This window comes from Lysobacter enzymogenes, assembly GCF_023617245.1.
Classification (GTDB): Bacteria; Pseudomonadota; Gammaproteobacteria; order Xanthomonadales; family Xanthomonadaceae; genus Lysobacter; species Lysobacter yananisis.
The window spans coordinates 5190684-5210503 of record NZ_CP067396.1 but is presented as its reverse complement, the minus strand read 5'-3'; the positions used below and the strand labels follow the sequence as shown (position 1 = coordinate 5210503).

4 protein-coding genes are annotated in these 19820 nt (G+C 69.7%); 3 read left to right on the top strand and 1 reads right to left on the bottom strand.

Annotation, left to right across the window (positions count from 1 at the left end; all coding sequences use genetic code 11):
* Positions 1-218: 218 nt before the first annotated feature.
* Genes JHW41_RS21540 through JHW41_RS21530 form a run of 3 tightly spaced genes read left to right on the top strand, consistent with a single transcriptional unit; the run spans position 219 to position 16530 of the window.
* Positions 219-12224 (top strand): isopeptide-forming domain-containing fimbrial protein, encoded by a 12006-nt coding sequence (locus JHW41_RS21540; protein ID WP_250446786.1) that lies wholly within the window; start codon positions 219-221, stop codon positions 12222-12224.
* Positions 12221-16012 carry a hypothetical protein gene (locus tag JHW41_RS21535; protein WP_250446769.1) on the top strand — a complete coding sequence of 1264 codons (3792 nt, stop codon included), beginning with the start codon at positions 12221-12223 and terminating at the stop codon, positions 16010-16012. The genes JHW41_RS21540 and JHW41_RS21535 overlap by 4 nt, the downstream gene beginning before the upstream one ends.
* Before the next feature lie 20 nt (positions 16013-16032).
* Entirely contained in the window at positions 16033-16530 is a 498-nt protein-coding gene (locus tag JHW41_RS21530) for a hypothetical protein (RefSeq protein WP_250446766.1), read from the top strand.
* On the opposite strand, the gene JHW41_RS21525 is transcribed toward JHW41_RS21530, so the two are convergent.
* Entirely contained in the window at positions 16485-19646 is a 3162-nt protein-coding gene (locus JHW41_RS21525; protein ID WP_250446763.1) for a M16 family metallopeptidase, read from the bottom strand. The genes JHW41_RS21530 and JHW41_RS21525 overlap by 46 nt on opposite strands.
* Between the last annotated feature and the right edge of the window lie 174 nt (positions 19647-19820).

Here is a 19820-nt window from a genome sequence, read left to right as displayed (position 1 = left end):
GCCGCATTGGGACGCGTCCCGAGCGGCGCCCTCGTTTTCGCCCATGGACGCCCCTTGGGTCGAGCTTTGTGACCGATTTCGCTTTTTGGTGTCCGCCCTCGTGTTCCGGCAGCGATTGGACAGGGGTGAGCGAATCAGGGGGCGTTTTCGTGGCGGGATTTCTTTCCAATTGTGCAGGTGTGGCGGGCGGCTTGACGCGCCGCCTGGTTCTGGCGGCCATGTTGCTGTCGGGCGCGGGTTCCGCGCTGGCACAGAACGCGATCAACAACGCCTCGGTCGCCCCTCCTGCCGGGGTGCGCAACACCGGCGCCGCTTGTGCCCAGGCCGGCGGTGTCTTCGACAACGCGACCGGGACCTGCACCGCGACCGACAGCGATCCGATCGTTTCGCCGGAAATCACCAGTAGCAAGTCGTCGACCCTGGCGACGGGCACGACGGTGAACCCGGGCGACACGATCACCTACACCCTGTCGACGACGATCACGACGGCGGCGCTGACCCAGGTCTACACCCTGACGGATACCCTGTCGGGCGATCAGACCTTCGGTTCGGTGACCAATGCCGGCGCGTACACCTGCACGGGCACCGGCCCGGTGGTGTGCACGCTGCCGGCGGGCACCGCCCCGGGCACCTACACGCTGACCTACACGACGACGGTCGACGCCGATGCGTCGGGCACGGTGGGTAACAGCGTCGCGGGCACCGGTGGCGGCGACCCGGACCCGGAGTGCACGAACTGCACGACGACGCACCCGGTGGCCCTGCCGGTCATCACCAGCAGCAAGTCGTCGACCCCGGCGACGGGCACGACGGTGAATCCGGGCGATACGATCACCTACACCCTGTCGACGACGATCACGACCGCGGCGCTGACCCAGGTCTACACCCTGACGGATACCCTGTCGGGCGATCAGACCTTTGGTTCGGTGACCAATGCGGGCGCGTACACCTGCACGGGCACCGGCCCGGTGGTGTGCACGCTGCCGGCGGGTACGGTCCCGGGCACGTACACGCTGACCTACACGACGACGGTTGATGCCGATGCGTCGGGCACGGTCGGTAACAGCGTGACCGGTACCGGCGGCGGCGACCCGGATCCGGAGTGCAGCAACTGCACGACCACGCACCCGGTCGCCCTGCCGGTCATCACCAGTAGCAAGTCGTCGACCCCGGCGACGGGCACGACGGTGAATCCGGGCGACACGATCACCTACACCCTGTCGACCACGATCGCGACGGCGGCGCTGACCCAGGTCTACACCCTGACCGACACCCTGTCGGGCCAGCAGACGTTCGGCAGCGTGACCAATGCCGGCGCGTACACCTGCACGGGCACCGGCCCGGTGGTGTGCACGCTGCCGGTTGGCACCGCGCCAGGCACGTACACCCTGACCTACACGACGACCGTCGACGCCGACGCGTCGGGCACGGTCGGTAACAGCGTCGCGGGCACGGGCGGCGGCGATCCGGACCCGGAGTGCAGCAACTGCACGACCACGCATCCGGTGGCCTTGCCGGTCATCACCAGCAGCAAGTCGTCGACCCCGGCGACGGGCACGACGGTGAACCCGGGCGACACGATCACCTACACCCTGTCGACGACGATCGCGACGGCGGCGCTGACCCAGGTCTATACGCTGACCGACACCTTGTCGGGCGATCAGACCTTTGGTTCGGTGACCAATGCGGGCGCGTACACCTGCACGGGCACCGGCCCGGTGGTGTGCACCCTGCCGGCGGGTACGGTCCCGGGTACGTACACGCTGACCTACACGACGACGGTTGATGCCGATGCGTCGGGCACGGTCGGTAACAGCGTCGCGGGCACCGGTGGCGGCGATCCGGATCCGGAGTGCACGAACTGCACGACCACGCATCCGGTGGCCCTGCCGGTCATCACCAGCAGCAAGTCGTCGACCCCGGCGACGGGCACGACGGTGAATCCGGGCGAGACGATCACCTACACCCTGTCGACCACGATCGCGACCGCGGCGCTGACCCAGGTCTACACCCTGACCGACACCTTGTCGGGCGATCAGACCTTCGGCAGCGTGACCAATGCCGGTGCGTACACCTGTAATGCTGGCGGTCCGCTTTCGTGCACGCTGCCGGCGGGTACGACTCCGGGCACCTACACGCTGACCTACACGACCACGGTCGACGACGACGCGTCGGGCACCGTGGGCAACAGCGTCGCAGGCACGGGCGGCGGCGATCCGGACCCGGAGTGCACCAACTGCACGACCACGCACCCGGTGGCCTTGCCGGTCATCACCAGCAGCAAGTCGTCGACGCCGGCGACGGGCACGACGGTGAACTCGGGCGACACGATCACCTACACCCTGTCGACGACGATCACGACCGCGGCGCTGACCCAGGTCTACACCCTGACCGACACCTTGTCGGGCGATCAGACCTTCGGCAGCGTGACCAATGCCGGTGCGTACACCTGTAATGCTGGCGGTCCGCTTTCGTGCACGCTGCCGGCGGGTACGACTCCGGGCACCTACACGCTGACCTACACGACCACGGTCGACGACGACGCGTCGGGCACCGTGGGCAACAGCGTCGCAGGCACGGGCGGCGGCGACCCGGACCCGGAGTGCACGAACTGCACGACGACGCATCCGGTGGCCCTGCCGGTCATCACCAGCAGCAAGTCGTCGACCCCGGCGACGGGCACGACGGTGAATCCGGGCGACACGATCACCTACACCCTGTCGACGACGATCACGACCGCGGCGCTGACCCAGGTCTATACGCTGACCGACACCCTGTCGGGCCAGCAGACGTTCGGCAGCGTCACCAATGCCGGTGCGTACACCTGCACGGGCACCGGCCCGGTGGTGTGCACCCTGCCGGCGGGTACGGTCCCGGGCACGTACACGCTGACCTACACGACGACGGTTGATGCCGATGCGTCGGGCACGGTCGGTAACAGCGTGACCGGTACCGGCGGCGGCGACCCGGATCCGGAGTGCACGAACTGCACGACCACGCATCCGGTGGCCCTGCCGGTCATCACCAGCAGCAAGTCGTCGACGCCGGCGACGGGCACGACGGTGAACCCGGGCGACACGATCACCTATACCCTGTCGACGACGATCGCGACGGCGGCGCTGACTCAGGTCTACACCCTGACCGACACCTTGTCGGGCGATCAGACCTTCGGCAGCGTGACCAATGCCGGTGCGTACACTTGCAATGCCGGTGGTCCGCTTTCGTGCACGCTGCCGGCGGGTACGGCTCCTGGCACCTACACGCTGACCTACACGACCACGGTCGACGACGACGCGTCGGGCACCGTGGGCAACAGCGTCGCGGGCACCGGTGGCGGCGACCCGGACCCGGAGTGCACGAACTGCACGACGACGCATCCGGTGGCCCTGCCGGTCATCACCAGCAGCAAGTCGTCGACGCCGGCGACGGGCACGACGGTGAATCCGGGTGAGACGATCACCTACACCCTGTCGACGACGATCGCGACCGCGGCGCTGACCCAGGTCTACACCCTGACCGACACCTTGTCGGGCGATCAGACGTTCGGTTCGGTGACCAACGCGGGTGCGTACACCTGCACGGGCACCGGCCCGGTGGTGTGCACGCTGCCGGCGGGCACCGCCCCGGGCACCTACACGCTGACCTACACGACCACGGTCGACGCCGATGCGTCGGGCACGGTCGGCAACAGCGTCGCGGGCACGGGCGGCGGCGATCCGGACCCGGAGTGCAGCAACTGCACGACCACGCATCCGGTGGCCCTGCCGGTCATCACCAGCAGCAAGTCGTCGACCCCGGCGACGGGCACGACGGTGAATCCGGGCGATACGATCACCTACACCCTGTCGACGACGATCACGACCGCGGCGCTGACCCAGGTCTACACCCTGACGGATACCCTGTCGGGCGATCAGACCTTTGGTTCGGTGACCAATGCGGGCGCGTACACCTGCACGGGCACCGGCCCGGTGGTGTGCACGCTGCCGGCGGGTACGGTCCCGGGCACGTACACGCTGACCTACACGACGACGGTTGATGCCGATGCGTCGGGCACGGTCGGTAACAGCGTGACCGGTACCGGCGGCGGCGACCCGGATCCGGAGTGCACGAACTGCACGACGACGCACCCGGTGGCCCTGCCGGTCATCACCAGCAGCAAGTCGTCGACCCCGGCGACGGGCACGACGGTGAATCCGGGCGATACGATCACCTACACCCTGTCGACGACGATCACGACCGCGGCGCTGACCCAGGTCTACACCCTGACGGATACCCTGTCGGGCGATCAGACCTTCGGTTCGGTGACCAATGCCGGTGCGTACACCTGCACGGGCACTGGCCTGGTGGTGTGCACGCTGCCGGCGGGTACGGCTCCGGGCACCTACACCCTGACCTATACGACGACGGTCGATGCCGACGCGTCGGGCACCGTGGGCAACAGCGTCGCAGGCACGGGCGGCGGCGATCCAGACCCGGAGTGCACCAACTGCACGACGACTCATCCGGTCGCCCTACCGGTCATCACCAGCAGCAAGTCGTCGACCCCGGCGACGGGCACGACGGTGAATCCGGGCGACACGATCACCTACACCCTGTCGACCACGATCGCGACGGCGGCCCTGACCCAGGTCTACACCCTGACGGATACCCTGTCGGGCGATCAGACCTTTGGTTCGGTCACCAACGCGGGCGCGTACACCTGTACGGGCACCGGCCCGGTGGTGTGCACGCTGCCGGCGGGTACGGTCCCGGGTACGTACACGCTGACCTACACGACGACGGTCGACGCCGACGCGTCGGGCACCGTGGGCAATAGCGTTGCCGGCACCGGTGGCGGCGATCCGGATCCGGAGTGCACGAACTGCACGACGACGCATCCGGTGGCCCTGCCGGTCATCACCAGCAGCAAGTCGTCGACGCCGGCGACGGGCACGACGGTGAACCCCGGCGAGACGATCACCTACACCCTGTCGACGACGATCGCGACGGCGGCGCTGACCCAGGTCTACACCCTGACCGACACCCTGTCGGGCGATCAGACCTTCGGTTCGGTGACCAATGCGGGCGCGTACACCTGCACGGGCACGCTTTCGTGCACCTTGCCGGCGGGCACCGCGCCGGGCACCTACACGTTGACCTACACGACCACGGTCGATGCCGACGCGTCGGGCACGGTCGGCAACAGCGTGACCGGCACCGGTGGCGGCGATCCGGATCCGGAGTGCACGAACTGCACGACCACGCACCCGGTGGCCTTGCCGGTCATCACCAGCAGCAAGTCGTCGACGCCGGCGACGGGCACGACGGTGAACCCGGGCGACACGATCACCTACACCCTGTCGACCACGATCACGACCGCGGCGCTGACCCAGGTCTACACCCTGACCGACACCTTGTCGGGCGATCAGACCTTCGGCAGCGTGACCAATACCGGTGCGTACACTTGCAATGCCGGTGGTCCGCTTTCGTGCACGCTGCCGGCGGGTACGGCTCCTGGCACCTACACGCTGACCTATACGACGACGGTCGACGCCGACGCGTCGGGCACCGTGGGTAACAGCGTCGCGGGCACGGGCGGCGGCGATCCGGACCCGGAGTGCAGCAACTGCACGACCACGCATCCGGTCGCCTTGCCGGTCATCACCAGCAGCAAGTCGTCGACCCCGGCGACGGGCACGACGGTGAATCCGGGCGAGACGATCACCTATACCCTGTCGACGACGATCGCGACGGCGGCGCTGACTCAGGTCTACACCCTGACCGACACCTTGTCGGGCGATCAGACCTTCGGCAGCGTGACCAATGCCGGTGCGTACACTTGCAATGCCGGTGGTCCGCTTTCGTGCACGCTGCCGGCGGGTACGGCTCCTGGCACCTACACGCTGACCTACACGACCACGGTCGACGACGACGCGTCGGGCACCGTGGGCAACAGCGTCGCGGGCACCGGTGGCGGCGACCCGGACCCGGAGTGCACGAACTGCACGACGACGCATCCGGTGGCCCTGCCGGTCATCACCAGCAGCAAGTCGTCGACCCCGGCGACGGGCACGACGGTGAATCCGGGCGACACGATCACCTACACCCTGTCGACGACGATCACGACCGCGGCGCTGACCCAGGTCTATACGCTGACCGACACCCTGTCGGGCCAGCAGACGTTCGGCAGCGTCACCAATGCCGGTGCGTACACCTGCACGGGCACCGGCCCGGTGGTGTGCACCCTGCCGGCGGGTACGGTCCCGGGCACGTACACGCTGACCTACACGACGACGGTTGATGCCGATGCGTCGGGCACGGTCGGTAACAGCGTGACCGGTACCGGCGGCGGCGACCCGGATCCGGAGTGCACGAACTGCACGACCACGCATCCGGTGGCCCTGCCGGTCATCACCAGCAGCAAGTCGTCGACGCCGGCGACGGGCACGACGGTGAACCCGGGCGACACGATCACCTATACCCTGTCGACGACGATCGCGACGGCGGCGCTGACTCAGGTCTACACCCTGACCGACACCTTGTCGGGCGATCAGACCTTCGGCAGCGTGACCAATGCCGGTGCGTACACTTGCAATGCCGGTGGTCCGCTTTCGTGCACGCTGCCGGCGGGTACGGCTCCTGGCACCTACACGCTGACCTACACGACCACGGTCGACGACGACGCGTCGGGCACCGTGGGCAACAGCGTCGCGGGCACCGGTGGCGGCGACCCGGACCCGGAGTGCACGAACTGCACGACGACGCATCCGGTGGCCCTGCCGGTCATCACCAGCAGCAAGTCGTCGACGCCGGCGACGGGCACGACGGTGAATCCGGGTGAGACGATCACCTACACCCTGTCGACGACGATCGCGACCGCGGCGCTGACCCAGGTCTACACCCTGACCGACACCTTGTCGGGCGATCAGACGTTCGGTTCGGTGACCAACGCGGGTGCGTACACCTGCACGGGCACCGGCCCGGTGGTGTGCACGCTGCCGGCGGGCACCGCCCCGGGCACCTACACGCTGACCTACACGACCACGGTCGACGCCGATGCGTCGGGCACGGTCGGCAACAGCGTCGCGGGCACGGGCGGCGGCGATCCGGACCCGGAGTGCAGCAACTGCACGACCACGCATCCGGTGGCCCTGCCGGTCATCACCAGCAGCAAGTCGTCGACCCCGGCGACGGGCACGACGGTGAACCCGGGCGACACGATCACCTATACCCTGTCGACGACGATCGCGACGGCGGCGCTGACTCAGGTCTACACCCTGACCGACACCTTGTCGGGCGATCAGACCTTCGGCAGCGTGACCAATGCCGGTGCGTACACTTGCAATGCCGGTGGTCCGCTTTCGTGCACGCTGCCGGCGGGTACGGCTCCTGGCACCTACACGCTGACCTACACGACCACGGTCGACGACGACGCGTCGGGCACCGTGGGCAACAGCGTCGCGGGCACCGGTGGCGGCGACCCGGACCCGGAGTGCACGAACTGCACGACGACGCATCCGGTGGCCCTGCCGGTCATCACCAGCAGCAAGTCGTCGACGCCGGCGACGGGCACGACGGTGAACCCGGGCGACACGATCACCTACACCCTGTCGACGACGATCGCGACCGCGGCGCTGACCCAGGTCTACACCCTGACCGACACCTTGTCGGGCGATCAGACGTTCGGTTCGGTGACCAACGCGGGTGCGTACACCTGCACGGGCACCGGCCCGGTGGTGTGCACGCTGCCGGCGGGCACCGCCCCGGGCACCTACACGCTGACCTACACGACCACGGTCGACGCCGATGCGTCGGGCACCGTTGGCAACAGCGTGGCCGGCACCGGTGGCGGCGATCCGGATCCGGAGTGCACGAACTGCACGACGACGCATCCGGTGGCCCTGCCGGTCATCACCAGCAGCAAGTCGTCGACCCCGGCGACGGGCACGACGGTGAATCCGGGCGACACGATCACCTATACCCTGTCGACGACGATCGCGACGGCGGCGCTGACTCAGGTCTACACCCTGACCGACACCTTGTCGGGCGATCAGACCTTCGGCAGCGTGACCAATGCCGGTGCGTACACTTGCAATGCCGGTGGTCCGCTTTCGTGCACGCTGCCGGCCGGCACCGCGCCGGGCACCTACACGCTGACCTACACGACCACGGTCAACGCCGATGCGTCGGGCACCGTCGGTAACAGCGTGACCGGCACGGGCGGCGGCGATCCGGATCCGGAGTGCACGAACTGCACGACCACGCACCCGGTGGCCTTGCCGGTCATCACCAGCAGCAAGTCGTCGACCCCGGCGACGGGCACGACGGTGAACCCGGGCGATACGATCACCTACACCCTGTCGACGACGATCACGACCGCGGCGCTGACCCAGGTCTATACCCTGACCGACACCCTGTCGGGCGATCAGACCTTTGGTTCGGTGACCAATGCCGGTGCGTACACCTGCACGGGCACCGGCCCGGTGGTGTGCACGCTGCCGGCGGGTACGGTCCCGGGCACTTACACGCTGACCTACACGACCACGGTCGATGCCGACGCGTCGGGTACCGTCGGCAACAGCGTGACCGGCACCGGCGGCGGCGACCCGGATCCGGAGTGCACGAACTGCACGACCACGCATCCGGTCGCCCTGCCGGTCATCACCAGCAGCAAGTCGTCGACGCCGGCGACGGGCACGACGGTGAATCCGGGCGAGACGATCACCTACACCCTGTCGACGACGATCACGACGGCGGCGTTGACCCAGGTCTATACCCTGACCGACACGCTGTCGGGCGATCAGACGTTCGGCAGCGTGACCAATGCCGGTGCGTACACCTGTAATGTCGGCGGTCCGCTTTCGTGCACGCTGCCGGCGGGTACGGCTCCTGGCACCTACACGCTGACCTACACGACCACGGTCGACGCCGATGCGTCGGGCACGGTCGGTAACAGCGTCGCGGGTACCGGCGGCGGCGATCCAGACCCGGAGTGCACCAACTGCACGACCACGCACAACGTGTCCCTGCCGGAGATCGCAAGCAGCAAGTCGTCGAACCCGGCCACGGGCACGACGGTGAATCCGGGCGACACGGTCACCTACACCCTGTCGACCACGATCGCGACCGCGGTGCTGACCGAGGTCTACACCCTGACCGACACCTTGTCGGGCCAGCAGACGTTCGTCAGCGTGACCAATGCCGGTGCGTACACCTGCACGGGCACGGGTCCGCTGGTGTGCACGCTGCCGGCCGGTACGGCGCCGGGCACGTACACGCTGACCTACACGGCCACGATCAATGCCAATGCCGCGGGCACCACGGTCGGCAACAACGTGACCGGCACCGGCGGCGGCGATCCGACGCCGAGTTGCGCGCCCTGCGCCACGACCCATCCGGTGCAGGCGAATGCCGATCTGCGTTCGGAGAAGGTCCTGGCCGGCAACGCCGATGAAGACGGCAGCGGCACGGTGACCGCGGGCGACACGCTGACCTACACGGTCACGGTCACCAACACCGGCAACGTGGCGCTGACCAACCTCACGGTGACCGACAACAAGATCGCGCCGAACACGACCACCTGCGCCACCGTCGAGCCGGGCCAGACCTGTGTGCTCACCGGTACCTACTCGGTCACCCAGGCCGACGCCAACGCCGGCATCGTGCGCAACGCCGCGATCGTCACGGCCGAAACGCCGCCGGGCGTGCCGTCGCCTTGCACCGCCGGCGCCAGCGATCCGAAGTGCAATCCGAAGCTCGACGTGCCGGTGATCCAGGCCCCGGGCCTGAAGTCGGTGAAGACGATGGACCGCAACGCCGACGAGGACGGCAACGGCCAGGTCAGCGTGGGCGACACCCTGACTTACTCCATCACCGTCACCAACACCGGCAACGTGACCTTGACCGACGTGGTCGTCGCCGACGCCAAGATCGCGCCGAACACGATTACCTGCGCGAGCGTCGATCCGGGCCGCACCTGCGTGCTGACCGGTACCTACACGGTCGTCCAGGCCGACGTGGACGCCGCCGGCGTGGTCAACACCGCGACGGTGAGCACTTCCACGCCGAACGTTTGCCCGGCCGGTTCCACCGAGGCGGTCTGCAAGCCGACCGTCACCGTGCCGATCCAGGCGCAGCCGGCCGTGGCCATCGTCAAGGTCGCGACCCTGAGCGTCGACAACGCGACCAAGGGCGTCGGCAACGCCAACGACGTCATCAGCTACGCGGTGCGCATCACCAACACCGGCAACATCACCCTGCACGACATGGGCACCCGCGACGTTCTGGAGAACTACGCGCCGACCGAACTGCGTTGCGGCACCACCACGCTCGTTCCGGGCGCCAGCACCGACTGCGAGGTCTATACCCACACCATCACCCGCGAGGAAGCCAACGCCGGCGGCACCCTGGACAACGTGGTCACGGTCACCGCGCGCTACGGCAGCGTGGGCGGCGGCGGCCAGACCTCGGGCACCGCCACCGCCACCGGCACCGCGATCATGGCGGTCGAACCTGAGCAGGCCAGCGATCTGGTAGTCAGCAAGGAAGCGCGTCCGCAGCGGGTCAAGATCGGCGACCTGGTGCGCTACACGGTGACCGTCAGGAACGTCGGCGAAACCGACGCGATCGACGCGACCCTGGTCGACACGCCGCCGGCCGGCTTCAGCTTGGTCGAAGGCAGCCTGCAGGTCGCCGACCGCGACGGCCAGGGCCGCCTGATCGGCAACTCCCCGGTCAGCGTCGACGGCCTCGACATCCAGGCCGGCCAGTCGGCGACCGTGGTCTACCTGCTGCGCGTCGGCGCATCGGTGCGGCCGGGCAGCCACGTCAACAGCGCCTACGCCGAGGACGGCGGCAAGCGTTCCAACATCGCTACGGCGACGGTGGAACTGGTGTCCGATCCGCTGCTCGACGAATCGCTGCTGCTCGGCACCGTGTTCGACGACCGCGACGAGGACCGCTGGCAGGATCCGGCCGACCTGAGCGAGCTGCGCGTGCAGGGCGGCTTCGCCCCGGGCGCCTACATCGCCAACTCGACCACGGTCGATCGCGGCGACGGCGCCAGGCCGGAACCGGATGCGAGCTCGCCGATGCTGCACGGGATCGCCCTGGGCAAGATCGCCGGCCGCCAGTCCGACGCCGACCCGGTCGCCGCGCACACCGTGACGATCAGCCAGTTGCTGCGCGAGCCGAGCTTCACCGACGACTTCGTGCTGACCAACGCGCAGGGCGTCACCGTGCGCATGGACGCGGCCGGCAACACCCGGGTCGAGCGTTCCGGCGATGCCGGCAAGGGCCTCACCGGCGCCGATCCCAAGGTCGAACGCCGCGTGGCGCAGGCCGAGGGCGGTTATCGCGTGGACTACATCGTGAGCAACCACGGCGTCGACGAACGCGGCATTCCGGGCGTGCGCCTGGCGTCGGTCGAGGGCCTATTGATCGAGACCGACCAGTTCGGCCGCTATCACCTGGAAGGCGTCGCGGGCGGCCCGTGGGAGCGTGGGCGCAACTTCGTGCTCAAGCTCGATCCGGCGACCCTGCCGCCGGGCAGCAAGCTCACCACCGACAACCCGCTGGTGCGCCGCCTGACCCCGGGCGTGCCGGTGCGCTTCGACTTCGGCGTCAAGCTGCCGCCGGGCGAGATCCCCGGTCCGAAGCAGGACGTGGAACTGCGCATCGGCGAGGTGTTCTTCGATGCCGGCAGCGCGGCGGTCAAGCCCGCCTACCTGCCGGCGGTGGAGAACATGGCCGACAAGGTGCGCCAGTACGGCGGCGGCGAGATCGTCATCACCGCCAACGGCGACAGCGAGGCGCTGGCGATGGATCGCGCCCTAGCCGTGCGCAAGTCGCTGGAGTCGCTGTTGGCGCCGGAGCAGATCAAGGCGCTGCAGATCAGCGTGCGCACCGACGCCCAGGACCCGAAGACGATGGTGGTGGGCTTCGCCGAATGGCCCAAGCTCGGCGAGGTGCTGTTCGATACCGACAAATCCACGGTCAAGCCGAAATACCTGCCGCTGTTGAAGAAGATCGCGGCCGCGCTGGAGGACTTGAAGGGGAACCGTGTGGTCGTCGTCGGCCACACCGACAAGCGCGCTTCCGATGCCTACAACATCGCCTTGGGCATGCGTCGGGCGAAGGCGGTCTACGACGCCATCGCCGCCCACGCCAGTCCCGAGGTGCGCAAGGCCCTGCGCGTGGATGCCAGCAACGATCCGGACGCCCCCGCCGGCAAGAGCGAGAAATGAAGGGCGCCACCATGAAGATGAAACTGCTCGATTACACCCTGATCGGCATCCTGGCCGGTCTGTCCCAGGTCGCCGGCGCGCAGCAGGCCGCGTCGGCCGCGGCCACGCCCGCGTCGTCGCCCGATTCCGCGCAAGCGCCGGCGCCCGCGTCGCAAACGGCCGGCGCGCCGCCGCTGAACTGCGGCGACGCCGGTTGCGACAGCGGCGAAGGCGTGCTGTTCGAACTGCGCACGCGCGGCAAGCGCCAGCCCGAGACGGTCGGCACCAGCGACCGTTCCTCGTCCGATGCGTTGCAGCCCGATCGCCGCGTGACCATCGAGGCGGAAGTGCCGCGTTCGCAATGGAAGGGCGAACTGCAGCCCGGCCAGGCCGTCGTGGTCGGCAAATGGTCGCTGCAACTGCCCGGCGGCGGCGTGGTGTGGGCGACCGAGGACCCCAACCTCGGCCAGCCGCGCATGGCCGTGTCGGCGCCGTCGCTGCTCGGGTTCGAGAACGGCCGCATCGTCAAGCCGGTGCGCTTTTACGCCTACAACAACTATTCGGCCTTCATCCAGCGCTCGGAAGTGCTGCTGTACCGCGCGACCGACACCGATCTGGTCACGCCGATCGCCAAGGTCGAGCTGCCCAACGCGGCCGTCGCCGACACCGAATGGAACGGCGAACTCGACCCGAACCTGCACCTGCGTCCCGGCGACGAACTGGTGTACATCGTGCGTGCCTACGGCGCGGACGGCAGTTTCGACGAAACCTATCCGCGCCGGCTGCAACTGGTCAGCCCGAACGAGGCCGAGAACGGCGCGCGGCTGCTGCGCGATCAGGTGCAGAAGTCGCAAGGCGCGGCGTTCAGCGTCGAGGAAGCCGAGCAGCGCAGCCAGGTCGACCGGGTGTTCGGCCAGGACAGCCTGCGCCAGCAGAACATCGCCATCTACGGCTCGCGCATCCGCATCCAGGGACGCAACATCCCCGAGCGCGAATCGATCAAGATCAACGGCCAATCGCACCCGATCGACCTGGAGCGCAAGTTCGTCGCCGAGTACCTGGTGCCGGTGGGGCAGCATCGCTTCGACGTCGAAGTCGGCGGCGGGCAGGGGGCGAGCACGCACCAGGCGCTCGATGTCGACGTCAGCGGGCGTTACCTGTTCGCCGTCGGCCTGGCCGACGTCACCGCGTACAAGGGCAGCACCAGCGGCTCGATCGAGACGGTGGCCAACGACAAGCGCCTGGCCGACGACAGCTTGGTGGTGGACGGGCGGCTGGCGTTCTATCTGAAGGGCAAGTATCGCGGCAAGTATTTGGTCACCGCCCAGGCCGACACCCAGGAACGCGAGGTCTCCGAACTGTTCAACGGCTTCTGGGACGCCGACCCGCAGGACGTGTTCCGCCGCCTGGATCCGGACCAGTACTACCCGGTCTACGGCGACGATTCGACGACCTACCGCGACGTCGACACCATGGGCCGGCTGTACCTACGCGTGGACTGGGACAAGAACCAGGCGCTGTGGGGCAACTTCAACACCGGCCTCACCGGCACCGAGTACGCCCAGTACAACCGCTCGCTGTACGGCGGCGCGCTGAGTTGGCGCAGCCGGCGCAGCACCGCGCTCGGCGAGCCGGGCAGCGAGTTGCGCGTGTTCGGCTCGCAGGCGCAGACCGCGCCGGGCCACACCGAACTGCTCGGCACCAACGGCAGCCTGTACTACCTCAAGCACGGCGACCTGCTGCCGGGCTCGGACAAGCTCGCGGTGGAAGTGCGCGACCGCACCACCGGGCGGGTGCAGAGCCGGGTCGAGCTGGTGCGCGGCGCCGATTACGAGATCGACGAACTGCAGGGCCGGGTGCTGCTGACCCGGCGCCTGGACCAGATCAGCCGCCAGGACGCGCCCAGCCTGACCCGCGACACGCCGCTCGACGGTTTCGACCAGGTGCTGCTGGCGGATTACGAATATGTGCCGACCGGCTTCGACCCGGACGACACCACGCTCGGCTTCCGCGGCAAGCACTGGTTCGGCGAACACCTGGCCGTGGGCGGCACCTGGATCGACGAGAACCGCTCCGGCGAGGACTACGCGCTGCAAGGCGCCGACGTCACCCTGCAGGCCGGTCGCGGCACCTTCCTCAAGGTCGAGAACAGCCGCACCCAGGCCACCAGCGCGCCGATCTTCTATTCCGACAACGGCGGCCTGAGCTTCTCCGAACTCAACTCCGGCTTGCAGGACCGTCGCGGCCGCGCGCGTTCGGTCGAAGCGCGCGCGAACTTCAAGGAACTGGGCTGGAGCGACGGCGAATGGACCGCCGGCGCGTGGTGGCGCAAGGTCGACAAGGGCTATTCGATCGCCCGCTACGACACCAACGAAGCGGTCGAGGAACGCGGCGCCGAGGTCTACGGCGAGCTCACGCCGGCGGTGCGCCTGTTCGCGCGCTACAGCGTGGCCGAACGCGGCCAGCAGTCGCTGACCCAGGCGCAGGCCTCGGCCGAGTGGCGGCTCAACGACGAGTCCACCCTCAGCGCCGAAGTGCGCCGGGTGCAGGAAGACCGCGCCAACGGCCTGGACGCCGACGGCGTGCTGGCCGCGCTGCAGTACAAGCAGCGCATCGGCACCCAGCTGGAGCTGTTCGCGACCGTGCAGAAGACCGTCGACGACGACGATGGCCGCTACGCCGACAACGACTTGGTCACGGTCGGCGGCAAGTACCTGTTCGGCGAATTGTCCAGCGTCGGCGCCGAGATCAGCAGCGGCGACCGCGGCGATGCGGCCAAGCTCGATGCCGAGTACCGGCTGACCCCGGACCACTCGATCTACGGCGCCTACACCTATTCCACCGACACCAGCGACTACGACCCGCTGTTCGACGACCGCCTCAACACCGGCTGGACCCTGGGCCAGCGCTGGCGCCTGTCGAACCAGGTCAACCTGTTCAACGAGAGCGTGTTCCTCAAGGCGCCGAACCAGTCGGGCCTGGGGCATACCTTCGGCATGGACTTCTACCCGGGCGAGGGCTGGAACCTCGGCTTCGCCCTGACCAAGTCCACGCTCGAGCGCGAGGCCGAGCTCGGCAACGTCCAGCGTCGCGGCGCCAGCCTCACCGGCGGGCGCAGTTCGCTCGACACGCAGTGGCAGAGCAAGCTGGAATGGCGCCGCGACAGCGGCGCCGAGCAGCGCGAACAGTGGACCAGCACCAACCGCTTCCTGCACAAGTTCGACGACAGCTTCCGCATCGCCGGGCGGCTCAACTACTCGCAGACCCGGGACAAGCTCAACGTCCAGGCCGGCGCCAAGTTCGTCGAAGGCAACGTCGGCTTCGCCTGGCGGCCCTACAACAGCACCCGCTGGGCGCTGCTGGGCAAGTACACCTACCTGTACGACGTGTCTTCGCTGCAACAGGTCGGCCCGGACATCGCCACCTACGATCAGCGCACCCAGGTGCTTTCGTTCGAAGGCGTGTACAACCCGAATCAGCGCTGGGAATTCGCCGGCAAGCTGGCGCGGCGCGAGGGCGAGGTGCGCTTCGGCCGGCTGGAGGGCGAGTGGGCGGACTCGGCGACGACCTTCGGCGCGGTGCAGGCGCGCTACCGCGTGCGCGAAGTCTGGCACGGACTGGCCGAATACCGCTGGCTGGACGTGCGCGACGGCGGCACCCGCACCGGCCTGTTGCTCGGGGTGGATCGCGACCTCGGCAAGAACTTCCGCGTCGGCGTGGGCTACAACTTCACCGAGTTCAGCGACGACCTCACCAACTTCGATTACGACCACCGCGGGTGGTTCCTCAACATGGTCGGCAGTTACTGAGGCGGTCCCGATGCGCGGCCTTGGCCGCGCATCGGGACGCGCGGATCGACGCGCGGATCGACGCGCGGATCGACGCGCGGATCGACGCGCGGATCGACGCGCGGATCGACGCGCGGATCGACGCGCGGATCGACGCGCGGATCGACGCGCGGATCGACGCGCAGATCGACGCGCGAATCGACGGGCCGAAGGTGCTGTCTGCGGCGCGGGGACTTCGCGCGGTCGCGGCTTGTTACGGCCCTGCCTGTAAGGTGGAAACAGGACTGCTCGTCGATTGGCGTGCGAGAGGCGCGAGTCCGATCGGGCGCCCGCGGCAAGAGCGCCGCAATCCGGAGCTAACGCAGCAGAAGGCCCGCGAGCGGGCGAGTCCAACGCAGGGCATGGGATGTGAGGCGTCGCCGCGCAGGTGCGGTGGGTCGCGGCAGTACAGAAGCCAGGCCCGCGCTCCTGCTTCGCGCGAAGCCTGGGCGCCTCAGCGCTGCGCGTCCTCGGCCGTCAGCGTTTCGACGTCCGCATAGGCCGCGCGCAACGGCGCGGCGATGATCGCGGCCGGGCCGACCACGGTGACGCTGCTGGACTGCGGCGCGAACCAGCGCTGGGCCGCCTGTTGAACCTGTTCGGCCGCAACGCGTTCGATCGCGTCGGGATAGTCGCGCAACTGCTCGGTCGGAACGCCCTGGGCGACGAAGCCCGCCAGGGTCGCCGCGAGTCCCGCGCGCGTGCCGAGCCGGCGCTCGTAGTCGCCGACGACCAGACGCTTGCGCGCGTCCAGCTCGGCCGGCGCGAGCGGTTCGGCGCCGAGATGGCGCAGTTCGGCCTGGATCAGCGTGGCGACCTGGGCGGCGGATTCGGGCCGGGTCAGGGTGGCGGCATAGAACAGCCCCGGCGTGCGGGTCTGGCTGAGCAGGCTGCCGGCGTCGTAGGTCAGCCCGCGTCGGTAGCGCAATTCGGTGTTGAGCCGCGACGAGCCGCCGGCGCCGAGCGCGGCGTTGGCGACCGCGGCGGCGGGCCAGTCCGGATCGCCGCGCGCCGGGCCGGGGCGTGCGACGATGACCGCCGCTTGCGAGGCGTCGGGGCGGTCGATCAGGCGCGTGTGCGGCGGCGGAAGGGCGTCCGTATTCGCCGGCGATATCCGAACATCGGACAGCGTCGTCGCGCGCGCGTCGACGACGGTCGCGCCGGGAGCGGATGCATTGGCCGCGGGCTGTTTCGCGGCCGTCGCGTCGGCGTCCCGCGCGTTTGCCACACTTGCATCCGCACTGGATGCACGCGCGACGGTCGCATCCGCGACCTGCGCAATCGTGGCGGACGCGCTCGCGGCGGACCGGTTCGAATCGGACGTGCGCGCAACGCAGTCGTCGGTGTCGATAGCGCCCGCGCCGAGCGCATCCGCCACGGCAGCGCCCGCGATGCGTCGGCCCGCGGCAGATGCGTTGGCCGCAAGCGCGGCGGTCGCGCCGGTGCCGCGCCAATCGCCGAAGGCCGCTTCGGCCAACGCCTTGGCCCGCGCCATGTCGATATCGCCGACGACGATCAATGCAGTGCGCTGCGGCCGCCACGCGCATGCGTGCGCCGCGCGTGCGTCCTCGACGGTCGCCGCGCGCAAGCCGGTCGCGTCGCCGCCGGCCGGGCGGCCGTAGCCGCTAGCGCCGAACACGCTGCGCGCGGCGACGCGGCGGGCCAACGCCATCGGTTCCTGCAGCGCGCCGTCGAGGCCGTCGAGGGCGCGCTCGCGCACCGTCTCGAACGCGTCCGGGGCGAACGCGGGGCGGCGCACGAGGTCGGCGAGCAGTTCCGGCGCCGGCGCCAGCGACGCGTGGTCGATGCTGAGTTCGTAGCTGGCCGCGTCCACGCCGACTCCGCCGCCGAGGCTCGCGCCCAGCGCTTCGGCGTCGGCGACGATGCGCTGCGCCGGGCGCGTCGTCGTGCCCTGCAGCGCCCATTGCCGGGCCAGCGCGGCGACGCCGGCGCGGCCGCGCGGATCGGCGGCGCTGCCGGCCGGCGCGATCAGCGCCAGCGCCACCAGCGGCGATCCGCGGCGCTCGGCGAGGATCACGCGCAGGCCGTTGTCCAGGCGCAGTTCGCGCGCGCTCGGTCGCGCCGCGTTCGTCACCGCGGTAGGCGCGGGCAACGGCACGCGCTCGGATTCGGGCGCGGTGGCGACGACCGGGAGCTCGTACGGGATCGCCGGCGCGTTCTCGACCACGCTCGCGGCCACCGCGACCGGATCGGCGCGGCCGTCCGCCGCCGCGGTTTCGGGCAGGCCGCGCAGCCACGCGGCGCGTTCGGGACGCAGGTAAGCGCGGGCGACGCGCTGCACGTCGGCCGCGCTGACCGCGGCCAGCGCGCGCCATTGGCGTTGGTCGGCCGCGGCGTCGCCGGCCACGGCCAGCGCGCGGCCCAGCGCCAGGGCGCGGCCGTCCGGCGTTTCGCGCTCGCGCAGCGCGGCGGCGAGCAGCAGGCGCTTGGCGCGCAGCAGTTCCGCGGTCGCGACCGGACGCGCGCGCAGGTCGGCGATCTGCGCGGCCAACGCGGCTTCGCCCGCGGCGGGATCGGCATCGCCGGCCAGGATCGCGTAGATCGCCAGGTAACCGCCGTAACGGCGGCGTTCGAACAGACTGGACGCGGCCTGCGCGTGGCCGGCCTGGACCAGGCGCGTGTCGAGGCGCGAGCCGGCGCCGCGGGACACGATCGCGTCGAGCGCCATCAGCGCCGGGGTGTCGGGGTGCGCGTCCGGCGGCAACGCGAACGAAGCCACCACCGCCGGCAACGGCGTGCCCGGCGCGTGCACGCTGCGGCGCAGCGGCGCCCGGCGCGCCGGTTCGGCGGTGGCCGCGAGCCTCGGCAGCGGCTGTGCGGGGCGCGCGATCGGGCCGAAGTAGCGATCGACCCAGCGCTGCAGCTGCGCCGGATCGAAGCGCCCGGACACGATCAACGCCGCGTTGTCGGGACGGTAGTAAGCGGCGCGGAACGCGCGCACCTCCGCCAGGGTGATCCGGTCGAGGTCTTCGGGCCGGCCGATCGCCGGGCGCGCGTACGGCAGGCGCGCGTACGAGGCCGCCGGCAGGTCGGCCTGGACCAACCGGCCGAAGTCCTGCGATTGCAGGCGGGTGCGGATTTCCTCCTTGACCACCTCGCGCTCGGACGCGAGCGTGGCGGCGTCGACGACCAGCGCGCCCATGCGCTCGGCCTCGGCGAACAGGATCCGCTCCAGGTACGCGGGCGGCACGGTCTCGTAATAGCGCGTGTAGTCGTCTTCGGTGGACGCGTCGTCGCTGCCGCCGATTTCCTCGGCGAGCGTGGCGAAGCGGCCCGCGGGCAGGTTGCGGGTGGCTTTGAACATCAGGTGTTCGAGCAGGTGGGCGAGGCCGGCGCGATCCTTGGGATCGTCGCGGCCGCCGACGCCGTACCACAGGTTCACCGCGACCTCGTCCGCGTCCGGATCGGGCAGGGCGTAGACGCGCAGACCGTTGCCCAGGGTGCGTTCGGTGTAGGCCAGCGGCGGCACTGCGATGTCCGCGTCGACCACCGGCGCGGCCGACGCGGGCGCGGGCGATGCCGCCGCCGCCGGCGCGAGCGCCAGCACGGCCAGTGCGGCCAGCGCGGCAGGTACGAGCGAACGGCGCAGGCGCATCCGGCACAACCCCGACAGGGACGGAGACTGGAGCTTACTCAAGCTTCGGGTCGGCGCCGGGACTGCCATGAGTCACGGTCCGCAACTTCGCTGCCCGGCCTCGCCAGCGCGCCGTCGTGGCCGTACGGACGCAGTCCGCGCTTGTGTAAGCTCGGACCGACCCCGGCCGCGTCG

Coding starts and splice junctions, on each gene's coding strand:
- JHW41_RS21540 (WP_250446786.1), top strand. CDS start 219: ATGTTGCTGTCGGGCGCGGGTTCCGCGCTGGCACAGAACGCGATCAAC.
- JHW41_RS21535 (WP_250446769.1), top strand. CDS start 12,221: ATGAAGGGCGCCACCATGAAGATGAAACTGCTCGATTACACCCTGATC.
- JHW41_RS21525 (WP_250446763.1), bottom strand. CDS start 19,646: ATGCGCCTGCGCCGTTCGCTCGTACCTGCCGCGCTGGCCGCACTGGCC.